This is a genomic window from Vibrio sp. La 4.2.2 (assembly GCF_027586995.1).
GTDB classification, from domain to species: Bacteria; Pseudomonadota; Gammaproteobacteria; order Enterobacterales; family Vibrionaceae; genus Vibrio; species Vibrio mediterranei.
The window spans coordinates 234,220-259,322 of the sequence record NZ_JAPPTJ010000003.1 but is presented as its reverse complement, the minus strand read 5'-3'; the positions used below and the strand labels follow the sequence as shown (position 1 = coordinate 259,322).

The 25,103-nt window shown below is 43.5% G+C and carries 24 protein-coding genes; 10 read left to right on the top strand and 14 right to left on the bottom strand.

What is annotated here, in order from left to right; genetic code table 11:
• Nucleotides 1–7: 7 nt before the first annotated feature.
• From OH456_RS07510 to OH456_RS07475, 8 genes are all read right to left on the bottom strand, one after another.
• Nucleotides 8–886, bottom strand: a complete 879-nt coding sequence (locus OH456_RS07510; protein ID WP_124941014.1) for an HlyD family secretion protein — start codon at nucleotides 884–886, stop codon at nucleotides 8–10.
• 12 nt (nucleotides 887–898) lie between these two features.
• Nucleotides 899–1,102, bottom strand: a complete 204-nt coding sequence (locus OH456_RS07505) for a DUF1656 domain-containing protein (protein ID WP_006072343.1) — start codon at nucleotides 1,100–1,102, stop codon at nucleotides 899–901.
• Nucleotides 1,103–2,725, bottom strand: a complete 1,623-nt coding sequence (locus tag OH456_RS07500) for a TolC family protein (protein WP_124941015.1) — start codon at nucleotides 2,723–2,725, stop codon at nucleotides 1,103–1,105.
• 11 nt (nucleotides 2,726–2,736) lie between these two features.
• Entirely contained in the window at nucleotides 2,737–4,905 is a 2,169-nt protein-coding gene (locus OH456_RS07495; RefSeq protein WP_124941016.1) for an FUSC family protein, read from the bottom strand.
• Between the two features lie 139 nt (nucleotides 4,906–5,044).
• Complete coding sequence (locus tag OH456_RS07490; protein WP_038228320.1) at nucleotides 5,045–6,169, bottom strand: permease; 1,125 nt, start codon at nucleotides 6,167–6,169, stop codon at nucleotides 5,045–5,047.
• Nucleotides 6,170–6,329: 160 nt separating this feature from the next.
• Nucleotides 6,330–7,700 (bottom strand): L-cystine transporter, encoded by a 1,371-nt coding sequence (locus tag OH456_RS07485; RefSeq protein ID WP_124941017.1) that lies wholly within the window; start codon nucleotides 7,698–7,700, stop codon nucleotides 6,330–6,332.
• 157 nt (nucleotides 7,701–7,857) lie between these two features.
• The gene (locus tag OH456_RS07480; RefSeq protein WP_124941018.1) at nucleotides 7,858–8,541 is read right to left on the bottom strand and encodes an NAD(P)H-binding protein; all 684 of its coding nucleotides are present in this window, start codon (nucleotides 8,539–8,541) and stop codon (nucleotides 7,858–7,860) included.
• Between the two features lie 76 nt (nucleotides 8,542–8,617).
• Nucleotides 8,618–9,502, bottom strand: a complete 885-nt coding sequence (locus OH456_RS07475; protein ID WP_038222111.1) for a sigma-70 family RNA polymerase sigma factor — start codon at nucleotides 9,500–9,502, stop codon at nucleotides 8,618–8,620.
• 722 nt (nucleotides 9,503–10,224) lie between these two features.
• Here OH456_RS07475 and OH456_RS07470 point away from each other — a divergent pair.
• From OH456_RS07470 to btuD, 9 genes are all read left to right on the top strand, one after another.
• Nucleotides 10,225–10,515: a hypothetical protein gene (locus tag OH456_RS07470; protein WP_006070567.1), complete on the top strand. Its 291-nt coding sequence runs from the start codon at nucleotides 10,225–10,227 to the stop codon at nucleotides 10,513–10,515.
• A 457-nt stretch (nucleotides 10,516–10,972) separates the two neighbouring features.
• The gene (cobT, locus tag OH456_RS07465) at nucleotides 10,973–12,001 is read left to right on the top strand and encodes a nicotinate-nucleotide--dimethylbenzimidazole phosphoribosyltransferase (RefSeq protein ID WP_124941019.1); all 1,029 of its coding nucleotides are present in this window, start codon (nucleotides 10,973–10,975) and stop codon (nucleotides 11,999–12,001) included.
• On the top strand, nucleotides 11,998–12,786 hold the full coding sequence (locus OH456_RS07460; RefSeq protein WP_124941020.1) for an adenosylcobinamide-GDP ribazoletransferase: 789 nt from the start codon (nucleotides 11,998–12,000) through the stop codon (nucleotides 12,784–12,786). Before cobT ends, OH456_RS07460 begins: the two co-directional genes overlap by 4 nt.
• 9 nt (nucleotides 12,787–12,795) lie before the next feature.
• Nucleotides 12,796–13,332 (top strand): bifunctional adenosylcobinamide kinase/adenosylcobinamide-phosphate guanylyltransferase, encoded by a 537-nt coding sequence (cobU, locus tag OH456_RS07455; RefSeq protein ID WP_124941021.1) that lies wholly within the window; start codon nucleotides 12,796–12,798, stop codon nucleotides 13,330–13,332.
• Nucleotides 13,333–13,360: 28 nt separating this feature from the next.
• Nucleotides 13,361–13,987: a histidine phosphatase family protein gene (locus OH456_RS07450; protein WP_006070571.1), complete on the top strand. Its 627-nt coding sequence runs from the start codon at nucleotides 13,361–13,363 to the stop codon at nucleotides 13,985–13,987.
• Between the two features lie 113 nt (nucleotides 13,988–14,100).
• Nucleotides 14,101–15,900: a M3 family oligoendopeptidase gene (locus OH456_RS07445; RefSeq protein ID WP_270033208.1), complete on the top strand. Its 1,800-nt coding sequence runs from the start codon at nucleotides 14,101–14,103 to the stop codon at nucleotides 15,898–15,900.
• A gap of 187 nt (nucleotides 15,901–16,087) precedes the next feature.
• Nucleotides 16,088–17,116 carry a succinylglutamate desuccinylase gene (locus OH456_RS07440; protein ID WP_038228341.1) on the top strand — a complete coding sequence of 343 codons (1,029 nt, stop codon included), beginning with the start codon at nucleotides 16,088–16,090 and terminating at the stop codon, nucleotides 17,114–17,116.
• Nucleotides 17,117–17,161: 45 nt separating this feature from the next.
• Complete coding sequence (btuC, locus tag OH456_RS07435; protein ID WP_006070574.1) at nucleotides 17,162–18,160, top strand: vitamin B12 ABC transporter permease BtuC; 999 nt, start codon at nucleotides 17,162–17,164, stop codon at nucleotides 18,158–18,160.
• On the top strand, nucleotides 18,144–18,902 hold the full coding sequence (gene btuD / locus OH456_RS07430) for a vitamin B12 ABC transporter ATP-binding protein BtuD (RefSeq protein ID WP_270033207.1): 759 nt from the start codon (nucleotides 18,144–18,146) through the stop codon (nucleotides 18,900–18,902). Before btuC ends, btuD begins: the two co-directional genes overlap by 17 nt.
• Nucleotides 18,903–19,017: 115 nt before the next feature.
• Here the strand turns inward: btuD and OH456_RS07425 are convergent, their stop codons facing one another.
• The 6 genes from OH456_RS07425 to OH456_RS07400 form a co-directional block, all read right to left on the bottom strand.
• Nucleotides 19,018–19,218 carry a hypothetical protein gene (locus OH456_RS07425; RefSeq protein ID WP_006070576.1) on the bottom strand — a complete coding sequence of 67 codons (201 nt, stop codon included), beginning with the start codon at nucleotides 19,216–19,218 and terminating at the stop codon, nucleotides 19,018–19,020.
• Nucleotides 19,219–19,239: 21 nt separating this feature from the next.
• On the bottom strand, nucleotides 19,240–20,727 hold the full coding sequence (locus tag OH456_RS07420; RefSeq protein ID WP_270033206.1) for a SulP family inorganic anion transporter: 1,488 nt from the start codon (nucleotides 20,725–20,727) through the stop codon (nucleotides 19,240–19,242).
• Between the two features lie 523 nt (nucleotides 20,728–21,250).
• Entirely contained in the window at nucleotides 21,251–21,823 is a 573-nt protein-coding gene (locus tag OH456_RS07415; RefSeq protein WP_006070578.1) for a nucleoside triphosphate pyrophosphohydrolase family protein, read from the bottom strand.
• 419 nt (nucleotides 21,824–22,242) lie between these two features.
• A complete protein-coding gene (locus OH456_RS07410) occupies nucleotides 22,243–22,506 on the bottom strand; it encodes a hypothetical protein (protein WP_006070579.1) in 264 nt (87 codons plus the stop codon).
• Between the two features lie 384 nt (nucleotides 22,507–22,890).
• Nucleotides 22,891–23,466: a DUF1415 domain-containing protein gene (locus OH456_RS07405; RefSeq protein WP_006070581.1), complete on the bottom strand. Its 576-nt coding sequence runs from the start codon at nucleotides 23,464–23,466 to the stop codon at nucleotides 22,891–22,893.
• A 172-nt stretch (nucleotides 23,467–23,638) separates the two neighbouring features.
• Nucleotides 23,639–24,529 carry a LysR family transcriptional regulator gene (locus tag OH456_RS07400; RefSeq protein WP_198557705.1) on the bottom strand — a complete coding sequence of 297 codons (891 nt, stop codon included), beginning with the start codon at nucleotides 24,527–24,529 and terminating at the stop codon, nucleotides 23,639–23,641.
• A gap of 118 nt (nucleotides 24,530–24,647) precedes the next feature.
• On the opposite strand from OH456_RS07400, the gene OH456_RS07395 reads away from it, so the two are divergent.
• The gene (locus OH456_RS07395) at nucleotides 24,648–25,088 is read left to right on the top strand and encodes an ester cyclase (protein WP_006070583.1); all 441 of its coding nucleotides are present in this window, start codon (nucleotides 24,648–24,650) and stop codon (nucleotides 25,086–25,088) included.
• Nucleotides 25,089–25,103 lie beyond the last annotated feature (15 nt).

Below are 25,103 nucleotides of genomic sequence, written 5' to 3'. Positions count from 1 at the left end.
TTTCTCCCTAGTCTTCACTTTGTTCCATCACCATAATTGACGCTGATAATCCAAAACGCAGATGTACTCCTTCAGGGAGTTCATGTAACGACACTCGAACTGGGATTCTCTGAGCGAGGCGAATCCATTGGAAAACAGGATTGACGTTGGGCAAAAGGTTATAGCCAACTGTGCCATCTTTGGGCGCGATACCCCAGCCGATAGAATCGACAGTGGCATGAATAGGTTCATCTGGATGTGACATCAAAGTCACTCTTGCTTGGCTACCAGGGTGTATTCTTGGTAGTTGGTTCTCTCTAAAGAAGCCAAATACCCAGAAACTGTTTTCATCAATCAGGGCGACAAGAGGTTGGTTAGCGACGGCCTGTGTTCCTTCTCTGATATCAAGGTTGGAGACATAGCCATCCACCGAGGCAACAACGCGCGTATAGCTAAGATTGAGGCGAGCGGACTTTAATTGTTCCTCTGAGGCTTTGATTTGCAGCAGTGACTCTTGATAGGCAATTTCGCGTCGAATGAGGTCCTTATGAGAGACTGCTCCTTTGTCTTTTTTACGAATGTCGAGCAAACGGTCGTACTCGATTTTCTTTCCCTTGGAGCTGATGATGGCGCGTTGCAAAGCCACTTCGGCTTGGGTGAGGGCAACTTGATAGGTTTCAGGGTCGATTTCAAATAACAAGTCGCCTCGTTTGACTTGTTGGTTGTCAACAATAGTCACGTTGACAATGGGACCTGAGACTCTTGGGGCAACCTTGATGATATTCGCTCTAACTTGTCCATCGCGTGTCCAAGGGTTGTTGAAGTAGTCTTGGTATTTCTGATACCCAAACCACCCAGCGCCACCAAGGATAATCAGGTTTAGGATGATAATGAGAGATTTTTGCATAGTGACGAGCTCCTAAAACCTTAAATAGAAATGGTCGATAGCAATGACATACAACACTAGGATTGCTAAGAACGTGAGCGAAGGGAAGGCGATGAATCTTGATAGCTTCACTTTGTTTAGCATCACGACGGTTATCCAAGTCGCAATGAGTGCGAGAATCAGGACTAACACCAATGGAGAAAAGTAAATATCTCCCCACGACATTTCATGTGGCATCTATTTATCCTCCTTGTCCGTTGCTGGTGGTTTGGCACCTGTGCGTAGCGTTAATGAAGGTAGAGCAACATTTTCTTGCTGTAATTGGTCACTCCAATCGGTGCGCTTGTTCATCTGTTCGACATGCTCTGGAGACACAAACGCTTTTCCTGAGTTAATTTGCCAACCGCCACCTAGTGACTTGTACAAGGCGACAACTTGGTTAGCGACGTTTCCTTTAATTTGAGCGTAACTGTCTTCGCTTCGAGTCATTTTTTCGACGGAGTTCAATAAACGCTCAAATGAGATTTGTCCGTTCTCATACTGGGTGAGCGAGATATTAAACGCGCGAACTGAGGCGTTTACTGACTCTAAGCGCAGGGATTTTTGTTCTCGATACAAATCGTAGGCTTCCATTGCATTCGTCACCTCTTGAACCGCTTGCAGTACTTTTTTGTTGTAATTGGTCAGGGTTTCTTGGAATTTCGCGTCTTCAAAACGGATATTGTTCTTCACTCGCCCATATTGAAAAATGTTCCAGCTCATTGCGGGTCCGGCCACCAAAGTCAGCGAATCGTTGAAGCTGAAACTACTGCCTGAAGGTACAGAGCTGTTAATGCCTATGGATCCAAAGAGGGAGAAGCTTGGGTACAACGCCGTTTCAGCGACACCGATTTGAGCGCTTTGGGCATGAGCTTGAAGCTCTGCGACTTGTAAGTCTGGTCTGCGCATAACCAAACTAGCGTCAACAAGATTGGCTAATACTGGGGTTTCTGGAACGATAGAGCCATCTCCCTTTTCCGAAATAGCGCTTTTTGATCCGGAAGCTTTAAAACGCTGCTCAAATTGAACCAGTTTCTGCTCCATGTCTGACTTAAGAATGGGCTCTATTTCTTCAGGCAATGTGCCCAGCAGGACCGCCAACGCATTTTTGGCTTGCAACATCGCTACAGTTAGCGCCGGTAGGGCAGCTTTGGTGGTGAATAGTTGATTGCGCGCCTGTTGAACGTCGAGTTCGGTGACATTGCCTGACTCAAACTGCACTCGCGTAATGTTGACTACTCGCTCTTGAATCTCGATATTGCGCTGTGAAAGCAGTATGCGTTCTTGGAATGTTCGGTAATTAATATAGTTTCTTGCCACTTCAGAGGTGATGGTCACCAAAATATCGTTGTAGGAAGCGATGGAGGCGTAATAACCCGCTTGGGCTGATTCTATTCCGCGTGCATATTTTCCCCAAACATCCATTTCCCAACCCGCATCAAAGCTCAAGGTTGCATTGTTGAATGAACTTTCATTGGCGTAAGCTTTGGCTAGGTTGCCAGATATGGATTGTAGCTGAGGATATTGCAATCCATCGGCGATACCCAGAACTGAACGCGCTTGCAAGATTCTAAAACCGGCGGCTTCCACATCTAAATTCTGTTGAGAGGCAATATCAACCAGTTTGTTCAAAGTCGGGTCGTTAAACTGTTCCCACCATTTTACGGTTGAGTCCATGCTAGCTTGAGTGTCTGAATCGTTCCACGATGACGGAAGTTGGGTTTCTTGACTCGGTGTAAAATCTGGACCAAGCGTAGTACACGCTGTCATAGACAACGTGGCTAACGCGATAAAACAGGACTTTGTGAGATGAGAGATCATTACTACCTTTCCTAAAATCGATGCATTTTGAGATTATTGAGGTCGACATTCTGAACCGCTTCTTCCACTTTTATCAGAGACTCAAAAACACTTCGTTTTAAGCTGAGGAAGATATAGAACTCTGCAATGTCTTTTTGAGCGTACTGCTCAGGATCTAGCTGCTGAAAAAACACATCGAGAATAGCCTCTGTTTTAGCGTATTCGCATTGCACGTCTTCAAGCGTTTGTACACGCTCTCTTTGATCACGGTTATGAGTACGGATTAACGTTAGTAAGCTTTCGTCCGTGTACTCGTTTCTAAGCTTAGTAATCAATGGGTTATTTTTCAGATGAGTTTGTGCGATGACGAGTGTATTTAAATGATTTATTAAATTACGACACTGCTTTGTGTAGGCAGTCAGTGATTGGTGATCGTTCTTGTCAAAGTAGTTGAGATCGATCTTACTTGCCCACAATGCAAGTTTCTTAGCTGCAACATTGGCCGTTTTTAGATGTAATTGAATTGTAAAGTTAGCCAGGGTTGAGCGGTTTAGCATTTGAAGCTTAACAACTAATTGATAAACATGAGTGAAAAGTCTTTGTCTTACCAACAAGAATAGGCGTTCGGCTTTACTTGAGAAAGGGAAGTAATGGGCGAACACAAGCATTAAAACCACAAGATAGAACAACATCATGATGGTAAGGAGAATGCCAAAATGGTAATTCATGACGTTGTCGATACCGAGAATAAAAAGGCCGATCATAAAGAAGATTGTGATGGGGCCTTTAAATAGATAGAAGCCAATAAAGGTATACGCAAAAAGGAAAAGGGCGAGTTCGATGCCAAGTTCCAATGTGGGAAGAACAAAAACGTAAGCGGGAACGGCAAAGATAAACCCGAACGTAAATAGAAAGCCGAGTAATTTAGGATGCACGGGTAGGAAAGAGAGTAAAGAAACAAAAATGGTGGAGAAAATGACGAAGCTATACCCACCCGGAGGATTGAAAAAGATCCAGATAAAAGCGGCTACCCAGTAGGTCACAAAGACTTTAATCGATGTCTTAAAGTTTTCTGCGTCCCACCATAGGAAAGCTCCGGCACTTTTCCGAGGCTTTTCGTCAAATGACACTGATTTGGTAACGGAATCGATACAACTAACAGTTTCGTTCAGCCTCGAAATACTGGTATGAAGGCGGTTGAGCACATACCCCAAGGTAATGGCAGAACTCTTAGATAGATGAGGATGATTACTGAGAGAGTCTAGGTCTAAGGCGACTTTTCGCTCTTGCCAACGATACTCTAACCCCTCGTCTGATGCTTGGAGGTAGTGTTCACACTGTTCGAATAATTGCTGAATATCGGCGACAAACTCATCGTAATTGGTGATAAATTTCTGAGGCTCACCCTGCAGAAAGTTCGAACTAGAAGTTGCTATCAGCAGATTGGTTATCTGTTTGGTGTAGTGAAGCGTGAGCTGCCACTCTTGAAGGTAAGCGGACACATCGCTGCATTCTTTACTCTCGGTAGAAAAGCGAGTTTCTAAGGCGGTTTGACTCGCGTACAACTTCTCAATTAAGTCATTTAGACTGGGGGACTGATTATCGTCTGACGATGTTTCAGACGCCTTTTCCGAATCTGTTATATGAGATGTTGTATAGATTGGTGGCGAGAGGCGTTCGAGGATCTGTTTTTGGAGCGAAACGACGTCGTGGGTCATACGGCGAAGATTCTGTTCTGTTTTGCTTGGGAACAGATAGGTGCCTACCAAAGTGTAAATAATGACGCCAAACACGGTCATGTGAGCACGGTCTACGCCATATAAGAATGCACCTTCTGCATCTCCTCCGTTTGACATCATTAAGGTCATGACGCCTGTCAACATGAATAACGTCGGATCTTTTAGATAGGCATTTTTAAAATAGAAAATAAAGGATGCCACAACAGAAACACTTAGCATGTATAGCAGTCGATCTTGGGCGAACATACCGACTAGCAACAATCCAATAATGGCACCAACTATGGTTCCAAGTACTCTTAAGGTTCCTTTCTCTAATGATTCACGTTGGCTTCCTGTTGATGCGATGAGCATAACAGTGGTAGCCGCAGTAGAAGCCTGAGGCCAACCTAATGCAAATGGAATGAGGTAAGCGAGGGTAAGACTGAGTGCTACCTTTGTCGCGAATTTGGCCTTGTCGTTCATAATCCCTTACGTTGAAGATACCAACTCATAAGAAACTATAGACATTAAATGAAGTTTTGCGTGGTAATTTTGACGATAACTATTGAAAATTAAAGAAAAAAGCGCTGCCGAGCAGCGCTTTGAAGTTTACTAAGTTGTATTAACCAAATAGGTAGCTGTAGAGGTAGCCCGCGCTAATTGCCATGCCTAAGATAACGACTAAGAAAGCGGCAATCATTTGGTTCTTGAAAATAGATTTCAACAAGATAACCTCTGTTAAGCTGGCACCAGCACTGCCAATGATAAGTGCCATCACAGATCCTAAAGCCATACCTTTTTGAACCAAAGCTGCACTTAGCGGAATAACGGCCTCTGCACGAATGTATAGTGGAATACCAATAACAGCTGCAATCGGAATCGCATACCATACTCCTTCACCAGCATATTCTGCGATAAGGTCAGTTGGTATAAACCCGTAAATAAATGAACCTAACAAGATACCAATCATTAGATATGGGAATACTTGTTTGAAGTCGCTCCAAGTCGATTTCCAAATACGTAGCCAGCGGCTATCTTCTTTTGTTACTGCTGAAGTGGTGCCACAGCATGCACTACCATCGGTGTTGATGTCGGTAATGGTTGGTTCCTCGCTAGAGCAGCAGCTTGTTTTCGCAGCTACAGGTGCACAGCATGACGACTCTTTTGCCTGCGTTACAACCGGTTTTGCAGAAGTGCCACAGCCGCTAGATGTGCCGCAAGAAGAAGTTTCAACTTTTGCAGGTTCAGTATCACCACATGATGTACCACATGAGCTCGCTGCTGAGTTGGTTTGGTATGCTTCAGGTTTTACGTAGCGTTCAAATCCAAGTTTCTCTAGAACATAGCCAGCAGTGACGGCAACGAACATCGCGATAGAGAAATAGAACACTGCGACTTTGATACCAAATGTCACCACGAACAAGCCGATGATTACAGGGTTAAGTAATGGGCTAGCGAACAAGAAAACCATCATTGGGCCAAACCCCGCTCTCGCTCTCAGCAAACCTTTTAAGAAAGGGATGGTTGAGCATGAGCAAAACGGTGTAATTGAGCCAAGAAGGGCAGCGATAAAGTAACCTTTGCCATTTTTGGAACTCAGAATAGATTGGATTTTTTCAGGTGTTAGGAACTCCTGCAATACCCCAACAATGTAACTTATTGCTAAGAAAAGAATGATAAGTTCAGTGGCTAGAAAGGCAAACATGTTTGCAGTTTCTTTAGCCATTTCTAAAAATTCAGCGTTCATATTAGTTAGTCCTAATGATTCGATATGTTTGGAATTATAGAACTATTTGGATTGAGATCAATAAATATTTCGATAAATATCGAAATAAATTTTAAAGCACTGAAATTAATAATAAAAAAAGCGGCCATGAAGGCCGCTTCGCTAGAATGACTTGAGCTAGTTATTGTGCGTTAGCTTGCTCGAGCTCAGGTTGTTTCTTCTTGAGCAAACGACTAGTAATAGTACCTGCGGTCATCGCGCCAGAGACATTCAGTGCGGTACGCGCCATGTCGATTAAAGGTTCAATGGAGATAAGTAGCGCAGCGATAGTGACCGGCAACCCCATTGCTGGCAGTACGATAAGAGCAGCAAATGTTGCGCCGCCACCGACACCCGCGATACCAAAAGAGCTAATAGTAATAATGGCAACTAACGACAGGATGAAGTTAAAGTCCATTGGGTCAATACCGACAGTTGGTGCAACCATTACGGCTAACATTGCAGGATAGATACCGGCACAACCGTTTTGTCCAATTGTCGCCCCAAATGATGCTGATAAGTTAGCAATAGCTGGTGGTACGTTGAGTTTGGTAACCTGTGCTTCTACGTTCAATGGAATGGTCGCAGCAGAGCTTCGAGATGAGAACGCAAAAGTTAGTACTGGCCAAATCTTCTGGAAATATTCTTTCGGACTTACGCCAACAAGTGAGACCAAGAAACCGTGAACCAAGAACATTAAGAAAATGGCTAAGTAAGACGCAACGATAAAACCAAGTAGATTTAAGATGTCACCTGCACTTGAAGTCGCGACAACTTTCGCCATCAGAGCCGCAATGCCATAAGGCGTTAATGCCATAATCATTTTTACCAGGCGCATAACAACAGATTGCGTTGCATCGACAAAAGTGCGGATCGGTGACTCAAGCTCTTCTTTCTCGGCCATCACTTTTCGTGCAGCTATACCAGTAAGGACACCAAAAATAACTACAGCGATAATAGAAGTAGAGCGGGCACCGGTTAGGTCAGCAAATGGATTGGTTGGAATGAAGCTAACCAGCATTTGTGGAATTGTGAGATCGCTTACACGGTCAACGCGACTTTCTAGTACCGCGATACGAGCCGTTTCACGTGCACCTTCAGTGAGCCCTTCAGCACTTAAACCAAATGCTTGAGTGACTGCAATACCGATAAGTGCGGATACGGCAGTCGTAGCAAGTAGTACAGAAATAGTCAGGCCACTAATTTTGCCTAAAGAGCCGCCTTTTTCCAGTTTTACCACCGCGGCAATCATAGAAACTAAGACTAAAGGCATGATGATCATTTTTAAAAGACCGACATAGCCTCTGCCCACAACGTTAACCCATTCAAGGGTTTCGGAAATTGCTGCGTGACCTTCACCTAGTAGTAATTGTAGTCCGAGTCCGAAAGCACTCCCTAAAACCAAACCGAATAAAACAAGACGTGAAAGGGCGTGTTTCTTTTGTTGCTGTCCATACAAAAAATAGAGTATGCCTAAAAATATCGCTAGCGCTGCGACAACCGCAATTGACATTGAAGTATCCTTTTATCCATCTGACGTATAAACCTTATTTAGCATAAGGTAATTAGAAGTGTAGATGGCTAAAGTACCGATCTGTTGTAATCGTTAACAATAAATTAATGTCATTAGTTAGAGCAATTTGTTATATGCTGTTTAATATATATTCGAGCTAGTTTTGATAACTAGAAAGAATATCCAACATATTTGCAGAATTATATGCGACGCAATTCGCATCATGATGTTCAATTACGCTATAGAGCATCGCTTGAGCAACAGACTCTGCGGGGATAGGGGCGTATGATCTAAGTGGGCCGATCATGAGAGGTGATAGGAGGCTGAATATTTTTTGAACAGCCACTTCATCTGATCGGATCTGTTTTTCTCTACCTGCGAGTGGTCCAGGTCGAACAAAGACAACTTGGTCGAATCCCATGCCTTCGATACGACGTTCAACGCGCCCTTTGCACTTGAGATAATGGGAAAGAGATCTTGGAGAGGCTCCTAAGCTTGAAACTACCGCAATACGCGTTACACCAATCATCTTCATGGTTTGAGCAACATCACAGACAAGGTCGTAATCTACTTTTTCCAACGCCGCTTTGCTGCCAGCCTGTTTAAGGGTAGTACCGAGACAGATAAATCCAAGAGTAGGGGTAGGCGAGGAGTCTTCCCAGTTTGTAACTCTGAGCGCCCCATCCATTAGTTGGATCGTTTTTGATGCGTGTGTATCTAGAGGCGAGCGACATAGCGCGTAAACCGTTTCAATGTGATCGGTTTGCTCTAACAGTGTGAGCAGTTTGCTTCCCACTAACCCAGATGCGCCAGCGATGATGGCATTGTAACTTGATGACATAAAGAAAAGTCCCACTAACCGATGGTAAGTGGGACTATAGTAAATGTTGAGCTAACGTGCTGTGATAGAAGCGAAATTAATCAATTTCTGCTCGAGTTAGATTTTGTCGTTTAAGTTTATCTCGAAGCGTCTCCATGGCACTTTTTTGTATCTGACGCACTCTTTCTCGGGTGACGCCGACAATTTCTCCCACTTGTTCTAATGTCTTGGGATCATCGTCAAGTAATCCAAAACGGTGATGTAGAATAACGCGTTGTTTGTCGGGTAAACTGTCCACCAAATCAATGAGAGCTTTATTTAGATTCTGGGTCACGATATCTTGTTCTGGAAGCTCAAATACATCGTCATCATCGATGGTTTGCAAGTGATCTTTCTTATCGCCTTCTTCATCCCAGCCATTATCTAGTGATAAGGACTGTTCAGAGAGCTTAAGTAGTTTGCTTACTTCTTCAGGTGCACGGCCTGTACGCTCTGCTATTTCTGAAGACGTAGGCTCATGATTACCTTCTTTGCGAAGCTCATGAGCTGCTTTGCTACATTCACGTATTTGCTTTGTAACGTGGACAGGAACACGAATGGTTCGGCCTTGGTTCATGATCGCTCGGTCAATCGCTTGCTGAATCCACCAAACTGCATACGTTGAAAAGCGATAACCTAACTCTGGATCAAACTTATCAACCGCTTGAATGAGCCCTATGTTTCCCTCATTGATTAGATCATAGAAATCAAGCCCTCTGTTTGAATAGCGCTTCGCTGTTCTAATCACTAATCTAAGGTTGGAGTTGATTAAGTGCTGTCGCGCTAATGTATCTCCAGCTCGCGCTTTTCTTGCAATGTGTCTTTCATCTTCGGCGCTAAGAAGATCGTGTCCTGCGACTTCTTTGAAATACGTTGCACCAATATTTAGGGATTCATCTTTGCCTGAAGTTGTATGACTGCTCTTTTCCTTGACTGCTCTCATATTCATCCCTTCCCAACTGCTTGTAATAAATGTGTCTTTCTTCTTCTGATTATATTGTTCAGCTATGAAATTGGTTTCTCTGTCATAAATTACTATATTTTAAAATCGGAATACAATGTTCATTTAATAAAATGGATACATAGCGGCAACATTTATCCTTTGTTTCATTTGTTGCCACCACCTGTTTGAGAATAAGCATCATTTGTATCAATGTTCCTGAGTATGTGCGCCATTACACCGCCAATTTAACCTTATGATTTATATGATATAAATCATAAGGTTTTTCTGTTGTTCAGAACGATTTTACTCAACACTTCTAATGTATACCTAAATTGAAGTGGCTGCGTTTACAGTTGTATAAATCATGCTCGTTACGTTGTGAAAATTCTTTATTGTTGATTGCTTTGTAGATAAAAGTGCGATTATAAGGGTGGATGCTGGTGTAATAATTGGCCTTTCTTGGGTGGTTTAGTATCATGCATCGTATTGCATTTGGCCGTTTAATTGTGTGATATTTAACCCATTTTATATTCTTGGAAGCTATATATTTACCGGCATGTTACAAAGTGCTGTCGTTTGCGAAGCGTTTTATAAAAATAGGACGATAGTTTAGAAATATGACAAATGTATCAATTTAAGTGATCAAGGTTGTTGGATTTAATAAGTACATTAGACTTTAGTATAAATAGACAGGTAAAGACCGCCAGAGTCGGGATAATAATATGAATCAAGAATTAAAACAGAAGATAGAAGAGCTTCTTGTGCTTGCGAGGATGCAAGGAGTTTCTATCGTTGGGTTAGCGGATATACCTAACTCAGATAAATGTCACGTATTTAAAACTATTGAGCATGATTGCAAGCAAGGTACGCGCAATTTAGATGATATTATGATGCGCCAAATGTGCGATGGAAAGCCGAGTAATTGTTCTACTTGCCACAAAACTACACCAGTGATCTCAGACGATGGCCTTGCACAACTATTTTCTGAACTTCAGCAGCCGATTGACACTTAGCAAGCCAACTTTCCCTCTAAAATGACGGACACTAAAAAGCCCTCTACAGCATTGTAGGGGGCTTTACTATTTTACTTACAGTTAAGTGATTTGGTCACGTCAGCGATAAAGGGACATTAGAACGTTTCTTGTTACTATTTTGCGGTCCTTTTTTAGACGGAGCTCTTTGATTGGTAAGCATAATTGCCTCCTCACTTTTTTGTTATGTTGTTATTTTCAACACCTAGTCCGATTTAACTCAATTCCTTCTTCTCAATGTACGTTTGTTGATACGATCTTGGCAATACAAGGCTGTCCTTCACGTTATGCTTCCAAGATTTGGGTGAGATCTAAAGTTGGTTTGTGATCTCGTAATAAGTACACTAGGTGAACCCTAAGTATAGCTCATAAGCTCTAATGCAAATTTTGACCGTTTTGCAGGGAGTTAGAGTAAGTGGAACCATAAAGAAAGGACGTCATGCTAGCGAATACATTTGATCAATCTATTCAAAACCGAATAGACCAAAAGACCAAGCCATTAGGTGCATTAGGAAAGCTTGAGGGCATCGCTTTCCAGTTGGCAAAGATTCAAAGCCTCTCTTTAGGTTATTTAGCAACTAGTATCGATGTATCAAATCCGCATGTCATAGTATTTGCTGGCGACCATGGTGTGGCCGAGCGAGGAGTGAGCATTGCGCCAAGTGCGGTAACTCAGCAAATGGTGATGAACTTTCTTGCCGGTGGCGCTGCAATTAACTGTTTCTGCCGTGCTAACGAGATAGCGTTCTCCGTTGTAGATTGCGGAATGCTTGAGCCAGTTTCAGATAGTTCAGGTACCTTAGTTTTGAGTCGTTTAGGATGTGGAACGGATGATTTCTCCGCACATCCTGCAATGACACTAGAACAAGCTACACAAGGTATCGAAGCGGGACGGAATATCGTCGCATCAAAGATAGAAAGCGGCGCAAACATACTCATGTTTGGCGAAATGGGTATTGGTAATACTAGCTCAGCATCAGCGTTGCTTTCTGCTATCACCGAGCTACCAGTGGCCCAGAGCGTAGGGCTTGGGACTGGAATTAATGCCGAGCAGCTTGCGTTAAAGCTGGCGTTGGTTCAGCAAGGTGTCGATAGAGTGCAGAGCAAATCAGTCATGGAGATCTTATCCGAGCTGGGTGGTTTTGAAATTGTTCATATGGTGGGTGGTTTTCTAGAAGCCGCAAAACGACGCGTTCCAGTATTGGTGGATGGCTTTATCGTTTCCGTTGCAGCGCTTATCGCTGCTAAGTTAGAACCAAGCGTAGAAGATGTTTTACTGTTTTCTCATACCTCTCAAGAAGCAGCGCATCGTTATGTATTGGAACAATTTAACGCGAAGCCGCTTTTAGACTTGTCGCTAAGATTAGGTGAAGGGACTGGAGCGGCACTTGCGTATCCACTTATTAAATGTGCGGCTGAGTTCTATAACTCAATGGCAAGCTTCGAGAGTGCTGGAGTAACAGTGTGAGTAACGAAAAATCTCGCAGTTGGTGGCGTTATCAATGGCAACTGTTTTGTCTCGCATTGAGTTTTTTTTCACGTTTGCCGATACCTAAAAACACGCCATATTCCACTGAGCGGATGAATCGCTCTGGTCGTTATTTTGCGGTAGTGGGCTTTGTGATAGCGGTACTGTGCGCTCTGGTATTTGTTGCTGCGAGTACTGTTCTTCCTGTCTCTGTCGCCGTCGTTATAACAATGGTGTTTAGTTTGCTATTAACGGGGGCGTTTCATGAGGATGGCCTGGCAGATATGGCAGACGGCATTGGGGGTGGAATGACGGTCGAAAAACGACTGCTTATCATGAAAGACAGCCGACTTGGAACATACGGCGTCAGCACGCTCGTGATGGTGTTACTGTTAAAGTTCGTCACCCTTGTAGAGCTTGCTAACCACAACCAGTTCATTGCCGCTATTATTCTGGCGTATGTTTTTAGTCGAGCCGTCGCGGCGTCGTTGATATCGACGATGCCGTATGTGTCTGATCCAGAGGGTAGCAAAAGCAAACCGCTAGCTAATCAACAAACACAAAAAGAGCTTATTTTTCTCGCTGTGTGTGCACTGCTTCCAGCGGTTTATTGGGGTATGCAAATCACTATTACTTTAGTGATTTGGGCATTGTTATTTCGAATAGGATTTAAACGTTGGCTTATGGCGAGATTAGGTGGATTCACAGGTGACTGCCTTGGCGCTGCGCAACAAATCGTGGAGCTGTCGGTTTACCTTATCTTGCTCGCATACACTGTGCCATAGGAGAAGTCTGTGCCAGTAGAATTGATAATAGGCGGTGCTCGCTCAGGCAAATCAAGCTTTGCAGAAAATAGAGTGTCGGAATTAATTGACGCTAGCGAGGGGCTTACCAAGCATTATGTAGCAACCTCTGAGCCGATTGATAACGAAATGCGCGCTCGTATTGAGCACCACCGTCGCCAACGTGGACTTGGCTGGCGAGAGTGGGAGTGCCCATTGGCGCTGTCGGAGCAATTATCGACCTTCTCATCGTCGGATGTCGTACTTATTGACTGCCTCACGTTGTGGCTGAACAACCACATTTTCCATTTAGGTGACGACTGTGATGATCTGGGTTTAATGAGGGAAATTGAAACCTTAGTCAAGGCCTTAGCACAATGCGATGCGCATGTAATTGTCGTGTCGAACGAGGTCGGCTTAGGGGTTGTACCTATGGGCGAAGTGTCTCGCCTTTTTGTGGATAATGGGGGGCGTATGAACCAACAAATCGCAAAGATTGCAGAGAAAGTTGTGTTTGTCGCCGCTGGTTTACCGTTAGTTTTGAAGTAACTGCGGAGCGGAGTAACAAGGGAAGGTAATGCAGAACATTTTACTGATGCGTCACGGCAAAGTATCGGCGCCTCCAGCTTTATACGGCGTAACCGATGTTGAAGTTGCTAAGAATACCAACCTAGACATTGTCTCAGCTTTGGCCGCCACACAAATTGATATTCAAAACATCTACTCTTCTCCTTTAAAGCGCTGTGCCACGCTAGCGCAAATGGTAAGTCAAACGATGAATATCGATGTAGCGCACGTCGATGAATTGGCTGAAATGAACTTTGGCACCTTTGATGGTGTCCCATTTGATAAGATGAGCAAACAAGATTGGTTGAGCGTCGAGCCGTTTTGGAGTGACCCGGTGAACCATCCTCTTCCACAAGCCGAGTCACTGAGTCAATTTAGAGCTCGTGTTCTTCACGGTTGGCACAGCCTTCTTGCGTTACTTAGTCAGCCCAATAAAACAACATTGGTAGTTGCTCATGGTGGTGTAATTCGATTGATTTTAGCGGAAGTTGTTGGTTTAGATTGGGCCAATCCAAAGCTCTACTCAACGCTTGATATTGGCAATGCCTCTATCACTCATTTACAGTTTAATTCCGAGTTCCCTGCGCATGTAAAAGTGAAAACGGTCGGGGCCTCTCTACATTCTTTTAAGTTATAACAGTGAGTTACGGCAGCTGTGCCTCTTCGAAGGCTGTCAGCAACCGTTATCTAGGTATCGTGGAATCAATGATGTTTAGGTTTCGCGAAACACTAATACAAGGAAATATCGCAATGAACAAAGCCGTTTGGGATCTATCAATAGCTTATCAAAACCTTGATGATCCAAAAGTAGAGCAAGACATTGCTTTGATTCAACGTTCTATTGAATTGTTGAATAGCCATAGTGGTGAACGTCAAAACGTGTCAGCGATGCAAAATGCGATTCAAACCATGGAGGCGGCTGGCACTTTGTTGGCGACCGTAAATACCTTGGCAAATTGCTATGCCTCTACAGATGCGCAAAATACACAAGCCAAACAGTTAATTGGACGTATTGCTCAGCTCAACTCAGAGCTGGAGCAGGCGTTTACGCCGTATGAAAATACCCTAGCGTTGGCGGAAGTGTCATTCATAGAACAAGTTTTAAATCATGATAATCCTTCAGTCTCCGGGCAAGGTTTTCAAATTGAGTTATTGCAGCGCAAAGCCGAAACTCAGCTGAGCATTGAGGAAGAGCAACTGCTTTCAGCGATGCAAGTGGACGGACGCGATGCATGGGGCAGGTTATACGATAATATTACTGGCTCACTGACCATTGATATCAAAACGGATTCCGGCTCTGAAACCGTAGGATTCTCAACAGCGGCGAGTCTCTTGTATGGTGGTGAATTTGCTAAGCAGCAAGCTGCTTGGGAAGGCATTCAATCAGCCATGAAAGCCAATGAAACGTCGTTTGCTGCCATCGTGAATGCCTTAGCCGGTTGGCGACACAATGAAGGTAAAAAGCGTTCAAAAGCGAAGCAAGAACATTTCTTAGACTCTAGCTTGCGCGAGAATCGTATTCAACGAGAAACACTGGATGCGATGATGTCTGCTGCTAATGAGAGTAAAGCAATAGGTCAGAAAGCGGGAAGATTAATGGCTCGCGTTCATGGACTTGATGCGATGACACCTTGGAACCACCTCGCTGCGATGCCACCATTAAACAGTGGCGAAGCACAAGTCTATTCTTTTGAAGAAGGCATCGCGGTCATTAAAGCCGCATTTGAACAGGTCGACCCATCCATGGCGGAGTTTGTTCAAACCATGGTTGATAATGGTTGGATTGATGCGGAGCCGTCAAACAACCGCCGTTTAGGCGCGTATTGTACCAAGCTTGCCGCGACACGCACGCCATTGGTCTTTATGACTTGGGGTGGTAGCCGCTCGGATTTGCTAACGTTAGCCCACGAGCTAGGACATGCTTTTCACAACTGGGTGATGCGTGACTTGCCTCTGTGTCGCACTCATTACCCGATGACTTTGGCAGAAACGGCCTCCATTTTTGCTGAAAATATCGTTCGAGATTACTTGTTAGATCAAGCGCAAACCACGGAAGAGAAGCTAGAAATGCTGTGGGAGGAGTTATCTTCTGCCTACGCTCTGACGATAAATATTCCAGTGCGCTATGAGTTTGAAAAAGCCTTCTATGAAGCCCGAGAAACAAGTGAGTTGGACGCCAAACAGCTATGCGAACTTATGTCGACAACATGGAGTGATTGGTATGGTGATTCCATGTCAGGAACCGATCCATATTTCTGGGCGAGCAAGCTGCATTTCAGCATCTCTGAACTGAGTTTCTACAACTATCCATATTTATTTGGTTATCTATTTAGCCAGGGTGTTTATGCACAGCGTACAACCAAAGGAGAGGAATTCTTCCCTGACTATGTTTCCTTGTTACGAGATACAGGATCTTATTTAGCTGAAGAGGTGGTGTTGAAGCACATGGGTAAAGACCTAACTCAAGCCTCATTTTGGAATGAAGGAATGGCTAAGTTGGCGTTGAAAGTGGATGAATTTGAATCTTTGCTTGATAGCCTAGAAAGTTAAGAAAGCCTGAAACGTCTGTGGTGATAGGGTAGTTATGTCACCACATGCGTAGTGCTCAACATTGATTTTTCGGTAAAATAGGTGTTTTGCCTTAAAGTTACGAGACTTACTTCGATAAACGCGATCATATCCGTATAAATTTATTGAATGTTTCATTACCATACCGCTGTTAGATAGGGAGCAGCGCATGACGAAATCGCTTTTTCGCCAGTCATTTCTGAAAGATACATTGGAAACCGAAACTGAGTTCACTGCAAAATCGCTGAACACTCCAGATGGAGTGAAAATGGAACTGAGTTATCGTGGGGTACTAGAAGTTACCCCAAAACATCTAGATAAAGACAGTAAACACATCATAATTTCATGTGGCATTCACGGTGACGAAACAGCACCGATGGAACTGGTCAGCAAAATGGTGGAAGACATAGAATCGGGCTTTTTAAAGCTGAATGCTCGTTGTCTGTTTATCATTGCTCATCCAGAGGCTACCAACCGACATACGCGTTTTATTGATGAGAATCTAAATCGATTATTCGGTAGTAAAGAGCACGCCGTAAACCGTGAGGTGGCGATTGCTAAGCACTTGAGATTGTTAGTCGACAAGTTTTATCAAGGAACAGAAGAGGCAAGTCGCTGGCATTTGGATTTGCACTGTGCGATTCGTGAATCAAAACACTATTCTTTTGTCGTTAGCCCTCGTGCACGACATGCGGTAAGAAGCAAGGCTCTGTTTGATTACGTTGCGAGCGCGCATATGGATGCGGTGCTGTTATCTAATGCGCCGTCGAGTACGTTTAGTTGGTTCTCCGCCGAGAATTATGGCGCACAAGCGTTAACAATGGAGCTTGGGCGTGTAGCGCGAATTGGCGAAAACGATCTGGAAAAACTGCTTGCGTTTGATATTGCTACTCGAGATCTGTTGTCTGAAGAAACACCAGAGCATTTAGCGAAGCAGCCAGTCATTTATCGTGTGTCACGCACTGTGGTTCGTCACCATGATGATTTTGGCTTCTTGTTTGACGATGATGTCGAGAATTTCACAGAGTTTAAACACGGTGAAGTCTTTGGCCATGACGGTGATAAACCATTAATGGCAAAGAACGATCATGAAGCCATTGTTTTTCCGAACCGCAAAGTGGTGGTTGGGCAACGCGCTGCCTTGATGGTGGTTAAAGTGGCAACCCGCTATGAGGATGACCAACTGGTCTACGATTGATCGAAAAACAGTGGCGTTCTGCATCGCCGCTGTTATGCTTCTCAAATGGAATTCAATCAGTTACTGAATCAAAACCAAAGACGCTGGCGCAAATTGATTATTGCGATGACTGGCGTCTTAGTTATTTTCGCGTTACTCCACCTATCGGTTGGAGAGCTTTTTATTAATCCGTTCTCACCTCAGACCGCACTTGAGTCTCGTCTTCTCTATGATTTGCGTTTACCAAGACTGCTTGCTGCCGCTGCGATTGGAGCCGCGCTCGCGCTCTCTGGTGCTTCGCTGCAAGTGTTGTTAGGTAATGTACTCGCAGAACCTGGTGTCCTGGGTATTTCAGGCGGTGCCAGTTTGGGAATGGTGATCATTTTGTTTGCTTTTCCCGCGGCTGCGACGCCACTGGGTTTTATGTTATCCGGGGTGGTTGGGGCACTTGGCTTCACCTTGATATTGGTGAGTATGGCCAAAACCATGAGATTGACAACAACTCGACTGCTGTTAGTGGGGGTCGCGCTGGGAATACTATCTAGCGCTGTGGTGACTTGGGCGTTCTACTTCAGTGACGAGCTTAGTCTTCGCCAGTTAATGTACTGGTTGATGGGAAGCGTCGGTGGCGTAAGTTGGTATCAGCATGTTCTCACGGTGTTAATGATTCCAATAGGCATCTGGCTATGCCTTCAAGGTAAGGTTTTGGATAAGTTGATGGTAGGAGAAGTTCACGCTAAGCAATTGGGTGTGGATGTAAACCGCGTCCGTTGGCAACTTATCCTTTGTGTATCGCTGTTGGTAGGTGGCTCGGTTGCTTTAGGTGGTGTGATTAGCTTCGTTGGATTAGTTGTCCCGCATCTACTTCGCTTGGCTTTCGGTACTGAAAACCGTTATCTGTTGCCATTGTCTGCGGTAACGGGAGCAACATTGTTGGTGATCTCTGACATACTTGCGCGACTAGTATTGGATTCTGCTGAGCTACCCGTTGGAGTGATGACCACGACAATAGGAGCGCCGATCTTTATTTGGATGCTGGTGAAGAGTCATGATTCAAGTTCATAACCTAACTATTGGCACTAGGTTACTGCCATTGACGATCGATATCCCAACGGGACAACTAACGCATGTTATTGGTCCGAACGGTAGTGGCAAAAGCACCTTACTAGCAGCTTTAGCTGGTGTGATTGACTATCAAGGTGACATTGTTATTGAAGGTACGGCACTGTCGACCTTATCTCTTCCAGATATTGCATTAACGCGAGCGTATCTCAGTCAATCCGCTCGCCCAGCGTTCAATATGCCTGTTTACCAGTTTCTTTCGTTATCCATTCCTGCAAATTGCAGAGATGACAGCGAAGAGGTAAATCAAGCCATTCTATCTATTGTCGAACTGCTTAATCTGGATACCATGTTGAGTCGTACCGTCCATCATTTATCTGGTGGGGAGTGGCAGCGAGTGCGGTTAGCGGCTTGTTGTCTTCAAGTTTGGAAACCCATCAACCCATTAGCCAAATATCTAATTCTGGACGAGCCAGCGGCTCCACTTGATATTGGCCAGGAAAAATACCTCCATAGACTTATAGAGCTTGTCACTGGACAGGGTACAACCGTCGTTGTGGCGAATCACGATCTTAACGTGACTTTGAGAAGGGCGGACAATGTTGTGCTATTAAGCAATGGTGTACTCGAAGCGGTAGGGAGTAGCCAGCATGTTCTGACAGTTGAGAACATCAACTCGGTTTACAGGACCAATGTGCAAAAGCTCGAACATAACGGCAGAGCCTATCTTATTTTTGAAGATTAATGATGCCGTTAATAGAATGATCAGCGCATTTGGGCGAACAGCCTCATCGTCGTAATAGGTTAGCTTTGTACAGCTAACCTATGCTTAGCTTAATGATTGAACTGAAGAATTAACATTAGTGGTTGAGAGCCACGAAAATCGCAATAACAGATAAAATGGATGGAATTGCGATCCCAAAAATCATCACTTTCAATTTCATCCAATATAATCTTGATTCATATCTCCGCGTTTGCTCCAGTAGATACAAAAGCCGATCTAACTTCATATCTTCATCACCAAAATAGGTAGCGAGTTCTTCGTCATAACGTAAGCTCATTGTTGGTTCTCCCAATGGTGATTAGTGACCGAATGTCATAGTTAAGAAGTTAGGGTTGTCATATTTACCGTATTTTTTGACCAGAGCTTCGGTTTGAGGATTCATCCCGATGACTTCAACTTGATTACCAAGTTTGGAAAAACGTAATACCACTCTATCTAAGGCATCAACCGCGGTAATATCCCAAAAGTGAGCATCTGATAAATCGATTGTGACCACAGGGTGCTCATTGTCATAGATAAACATATCAACGAAGTCGTAGGCTGATGCAAAGAAAATCTGCCCATGAACCTTATGAGTAACATGCTCTCCATCAACAATAACTTCGTCGACCACATCCATGATAGAGATACTGGCATTGGCGTAAAATACGGACGCCAAAAGTACGCCAACTAGCACGCCGATGGCGAGATTATGTGTCATAACCACGGATACCACCGTTGCTAGCATGATGACATTGGATTGGAGTGGGTGATGTTTTATCTCGACCAGCGATTTCCAAGAGAAGGTGGAGATGGAAACCATAATCATCACAGCGACAAGTGCAGCCATTGGGATTTGCTTTAAGAAGTCGCCAAGAAAAACTACCATTACCAGCAATGCTACGCCGGCAAATAAGGTGGACAGTCGAGTTCTTCCTCCTGATTTCATGTTAACCATAGACTGACCAATCATGGCACAACCAGCCATGCCGCCCAGTAATCCTGCAACAATATTAGCAACACCTTGACCTTTGCACTCTTTGTTCTTATCACTGGTTGAATCGGTGTAGTCATCAATGATGGTCGCCGTCATTAGTGACTCCAACACGCCAACAACTGCTAAGGCAAGTGAATAAGGGAAGATGATTTGCAGCGTTTCTAAATTGAATGGAATATCAGGTAAAAGGAACACTGGTAAAGTATTAGGCAGTTCACCCATATCACCAACGGTTCTGACGTCAAAACCCAGGTAGGTACTGATTAGGGTAATCGCGACAATACACACCAAAGGAGAGGGTAAAACCTTACCAATTTTAGGGATTAAAGGAAGCAAATAAATGATGCCTAATCCTGCTAGTGTTAGTGCGTACACGTGCCATGTCACATCGGTCAACTCAGGCAATTGTGCCATGAAGATCAAAATGGCTAGCGCATTGATAAACCCAGTAATGATCGATTTGGCGATAAATCGCATCAGATTGCCCAGTTTAAGCCAACCGATCACATATTGAATCACTCCGGTTAACAGGGTTGCTGCCAAAAGGTAATCCAATCCGTGGTTTTTAACCAAAGAGGTCATCAATAAAGCCATGGCTCCAGTAGCCGCTGAGACCATGCCAGGTCTTGCGCCAGTAAAAGCAATGACGACACAGATACTAAACGAGGCATACAAGCCTACTTTAGGATCTAATCCTGCAATAATCGAAAAGGCAATAGCCTCTGGAATCAATGCTAGGGCAACGACAATACCTGCTAAGAGATCGTTGCTGATGTTACTAAACCACTCTTCTTTACTAAAAACTGCCATATAAATGAGTTCTGTCCTAATTATCAAATTGTAAAAAGCCAACTTCGTTTCGCGCGAGCGCAAGTACGAATTTGTCGTTTAGAACCTAAGTTCTTTTTGTTTCGGCTGTCGCCGAGCGTTCATTTTTGGGATTTTGTAGTCACAACCAGATATCTGGGACGATACCTAATCGCAGTGAGTAATCGTGTAATTACTTACATGCCGTGACCAATGCTGTGTTGACCTCAAGAAGGCAAAGATGCCTCAATCAGTCTGCGTATAGCTGTGACGCTTGGGAGAGCGCCGACAAGAGTTATTCGATAGCAATAAGGTATTAAACTAGCGCCAGTTTTTATAAACTTGCATTAGGTTTTTTGCCTTGGTATCGAATGGCTGGCATTGTACGCTCATCTCGTTATGTGCATAGATGCTCAATCATAACTTGCAGTTTTGATAGGTAGAAATAAAGCGAAGGGGTGAATGATTCTAAGGGAAACAAAAATGGCTATCACAAGGATAGCCATTTTAAAGCAAGTCGCTCGGTCTATACCAAAGGCGTTAGATCTGCTGGGCGGTAATAGACGGATTTAAGTACTTTGCCTTTACGAATTGTTTTTGCTTCAGAAACGAAATCTTCAGCACATTTTGCGATGATGTATTCGCCTTTTTGAACGGCCATTAGGGCAATGCCTTGCTTCGCGTAGTGCGCTTCAGTTTCCGCATACTCTTGCTCGTTACGGCATACTTTGCTCATGTTACTAGAGTGGATTTCATCCCAGCATTTGATGAAGTCGATGTCGCGGTTGGCTGCTACATGCAGTAGAAGCTCAATAAGGTAACTGATAGCCACGTTATCTTCTACTTTGCTGTCGCCAAGGTGCACTAAGCGACCCATTAAGACATAAACAGAATCGATGATCGCGTCCGCTTGTTCGACTTTGCTGTCAGCTTCGGCCAACTCAGTCATTTCTTCGATAGCAAGAGAGCTATGCAAAGTATCCGCTGCATCATCTAGAGAATTAGAGTCATTTACTGGTAGGTCAAATGTAGTACGGAACTCAGTGATATCACGATAAAGGTGATCGAAAATCTCTTGGGTAAGTTTGGTTAATTTCATCGATTTCTGTCTTTTGGTATAGGTTTTACGATCCTATCAAACACCATAGCTTTTCGCTAGCAATGCGATATATGCGTATTGTAGATATAAGTGTGATTGAATTATCACTATTGCTAATTTGTGTGTACACTTTGTTCACGATCTAATCACTGTAAGATTGAATAAGATCATGATTGTTATTAGAATTATTTCGATCCCCAAAACAAGCTGTGAATTTCGACCAATCGGTGTCATGTATACGAGAACGGGTTGGTCTACAGTTTCAGAAAGTACACGTACTTTTTGGAAAACGTCGTTTCGGAATTAGGGTCCCGAGTCGTCGTACTTAAAGGCCACCTTTCGAGGTGGCCTTTTAACATCTTGTACTCAATAGCGCAGTAAAATGGGCGTTAACTAGACACAAGTTTGTGTTGGAAGTGTCATCTGTCAGTTGGCAGTTCAGTATAAAAGTCATCGAAATTGCCCCATAGTTCTAGTAACTGATACACCTCTTTTTGATTAATAAACTTACTATTCACATGATCTTTGCCATCTAAAAGCACGAGGTAGTGAGGCGTGACTTGGTTTGCTGTTGATATGGCATTCCATTGGGCGAGAATGCTATCGGAGCAAGCGTTAGAAAAAGTGGCAAGTTCGATGCCTGTTTCTCCAACAGTATTGTAGATAGTTAGAGATAAACTCATATTAAAATGCTGAATGAATAGAGTCTTAAGGATGGCTGTAGTGTATCAGTAGGCATGAATACTACAAAGCAAAGACTTGTCAGAATTGTATGGCATTTATACGTGGAAAAGTTCGCCCACTAAACTAACAGCATAGTGGGCAGACTAATCACTTCGTTGACTCTATTTGAGCCGTAGTTTGGGCTGCGTTGTCATGTCCCATTTGATCCATGATGTCGTAGGTCACAAAATAGGTGACAAGCAGAATCAAAGGGATAAATTTAATCCAAGGTTTCATGGTGGTAGTCTCATCAAATCAATTAAGGTGAAACTACCACTGAGTTAACGGTTTCGATACGACTAAAATCGCAATGTAAGGTTGACTTGAGCAGAGCTTGAATTTGATCAGTGACCAAATAGATATGGGAACAATTGTTTTCTTTCCGATTCATTTAGAGCGCTGACGCGATCAATATTATTATCTGGGATCGCTTCCGGATTCGGGTAGTGCTTTAGCACTCGCTCCATACTTTCTTCTCGAATAAGGTGGAAGATAGGGTAGGGAGAACGATTGGTCAGATTTTCTGGGTCTTCTGGCTCTGCACCACCAAAGCAGTAATCTGGGTGGAATGTCGCGACTTGGTAAATACCTTCCCAATCATTTTGTTTGATAAGCGCTTCGACCCAATCAATAAAGAAGTTATAGTCCATAAAGTCTTCAAGCATGTTCGGAACTACAACCAACGTGGTCTCGAGATCACTCACTTCGGTTTGTTCCAATAACATCAGTTCACCCAGAATATCTTCTAAAAGACCTTCTTCATTATTGGCCAGACTAACAAAAGTTTTGATTTGCTTGTTTCTTTCTGGTTTAGCGGCAAAAGGGCAAAGGTTTAAACCAATAACCACATCTTTCAACCACTGTTGAACTTGCTGCTCGATCTTTACTACTTCTTCACGTAAGGGTCTAATTTCTTTCATATATTTTTGTAATCAACGCATTGTTGCTATTCAGTTGCTTAAGCTGAGGCACCAAAAATCCATCAGCTGAAGTGAAATGATACTCGAACCCATTGGATTAAAGCGTCAGTTAGCCACATGCTAATGCAGTTGAGGCTAATTTGAAACTCTTTTGGGTCACAGTCAATAATAGTCAAAGCATCAAGAAAGCTCTAAGTTCCTCAATAAACGTTCTGACTTTTCGAGGTGTATTAACTCGTTCTCGATAGAGTGCGTACACTGCCCGGTTTTGTAATTGGTAGTGGCTGAGCACTTCGATGAGTTTACCATCAATGATTTCTTTTTTAGCCAATTGTCTTGGGAGCATAGCGACACCAAAGTGGTTGAGCAGCGCCACTTTAATGGCTTGAACACTATTGACCGAAATCGAAGGCGAAACCTCAATGTCGTGTTCTTCTATGCCCTTGCGAAAACGCCATAGAGAATAGTTTTTAAGATTTGGGTCTTCAACTACCCGATGAGACAATAAGTCTGTTGGATGTAGAATCGGCTCATGATTTTGCAAATATTGTGGTGACGCACAGACAATGCATTGGTTTTCAGTGAGTTTCGTAGCAACAAGATCTAGGTCTTGTTTGACTAAGTTACCCGAGCGGATGGCGACGTCATAGCCTTGCGAAGAGATATCGTTTACTCCGTCATCAAGGAGTAGGTTAACTTTAACTTCTGGATACCTAGTACAAAATTCGCAGATGAATGGCATTAACATGATCTCGGTAAGACCATTCGGTGCGAGAACGTTCAACGTACCCGACATTGCAACGCTATCGTGCTTAATGCTGTCGTTCAGCGTATCCAACTTAGTCACTAAAATATTTGACTCAAGGTAGTAGTGTTTACCTGCATCAGTTAAAGACAGTGTTTTCGTTGAACGATTCATTAACCGCGTACCTAGATGATTCTCTAGATCTCGAATGTTGCGGCTAACCAGAGATTTGGATACGCCTAATTGCTTTGAAGCACCAGTGAAGCTGCCTTCTTCAACGGTACTGATAAACGAGCGCATAAGTGTAAGTAGATTCATGGTTCTTCTTATTGTGTACTAATTGTTGACATCCTATCCACCTTTTAAAGTCTATTCAAATCTACTGATGCCAATAAAATAACAATAAAAACAAAGGTAAAGTAAAAGGAGAATAAAGATGACAAGTAAACAAGTTCAAACAATTAAAGACTATTTTGAATTTTGTGTTGATGGAAAGGCAACAGAGCGTGTGGGCGAATATTTTGCGGCTGATGCTTTGATCCATAGACCGGATTGCGGAACAACATTACGAGGGCTTGAAGAGTTTGAAGCTAAGCTCAAATCTTGTGTTACTGAACGGTACGAAAGTGTGAAAACAACGTTTCAAAGAGTCATCGAGACTGAGGGCGAAGTAGTCGTGGCGTTAACGCATAAGGCTGAAAATTCAAACACGTGGATGGGTTTTGATGTGTCAGGAAAAGATGTGACATGGACTAGCCTTACCTATTTCCGCTTCAATAATGAAGGCAAAATAATCGAAGAGATTGTTGAACGAAACGAACTTAGTATGGCTAACCAATTGGGCTTACACCTAGATGTCACCAAAGAGCGTAATTAACACTTACAGCATAGA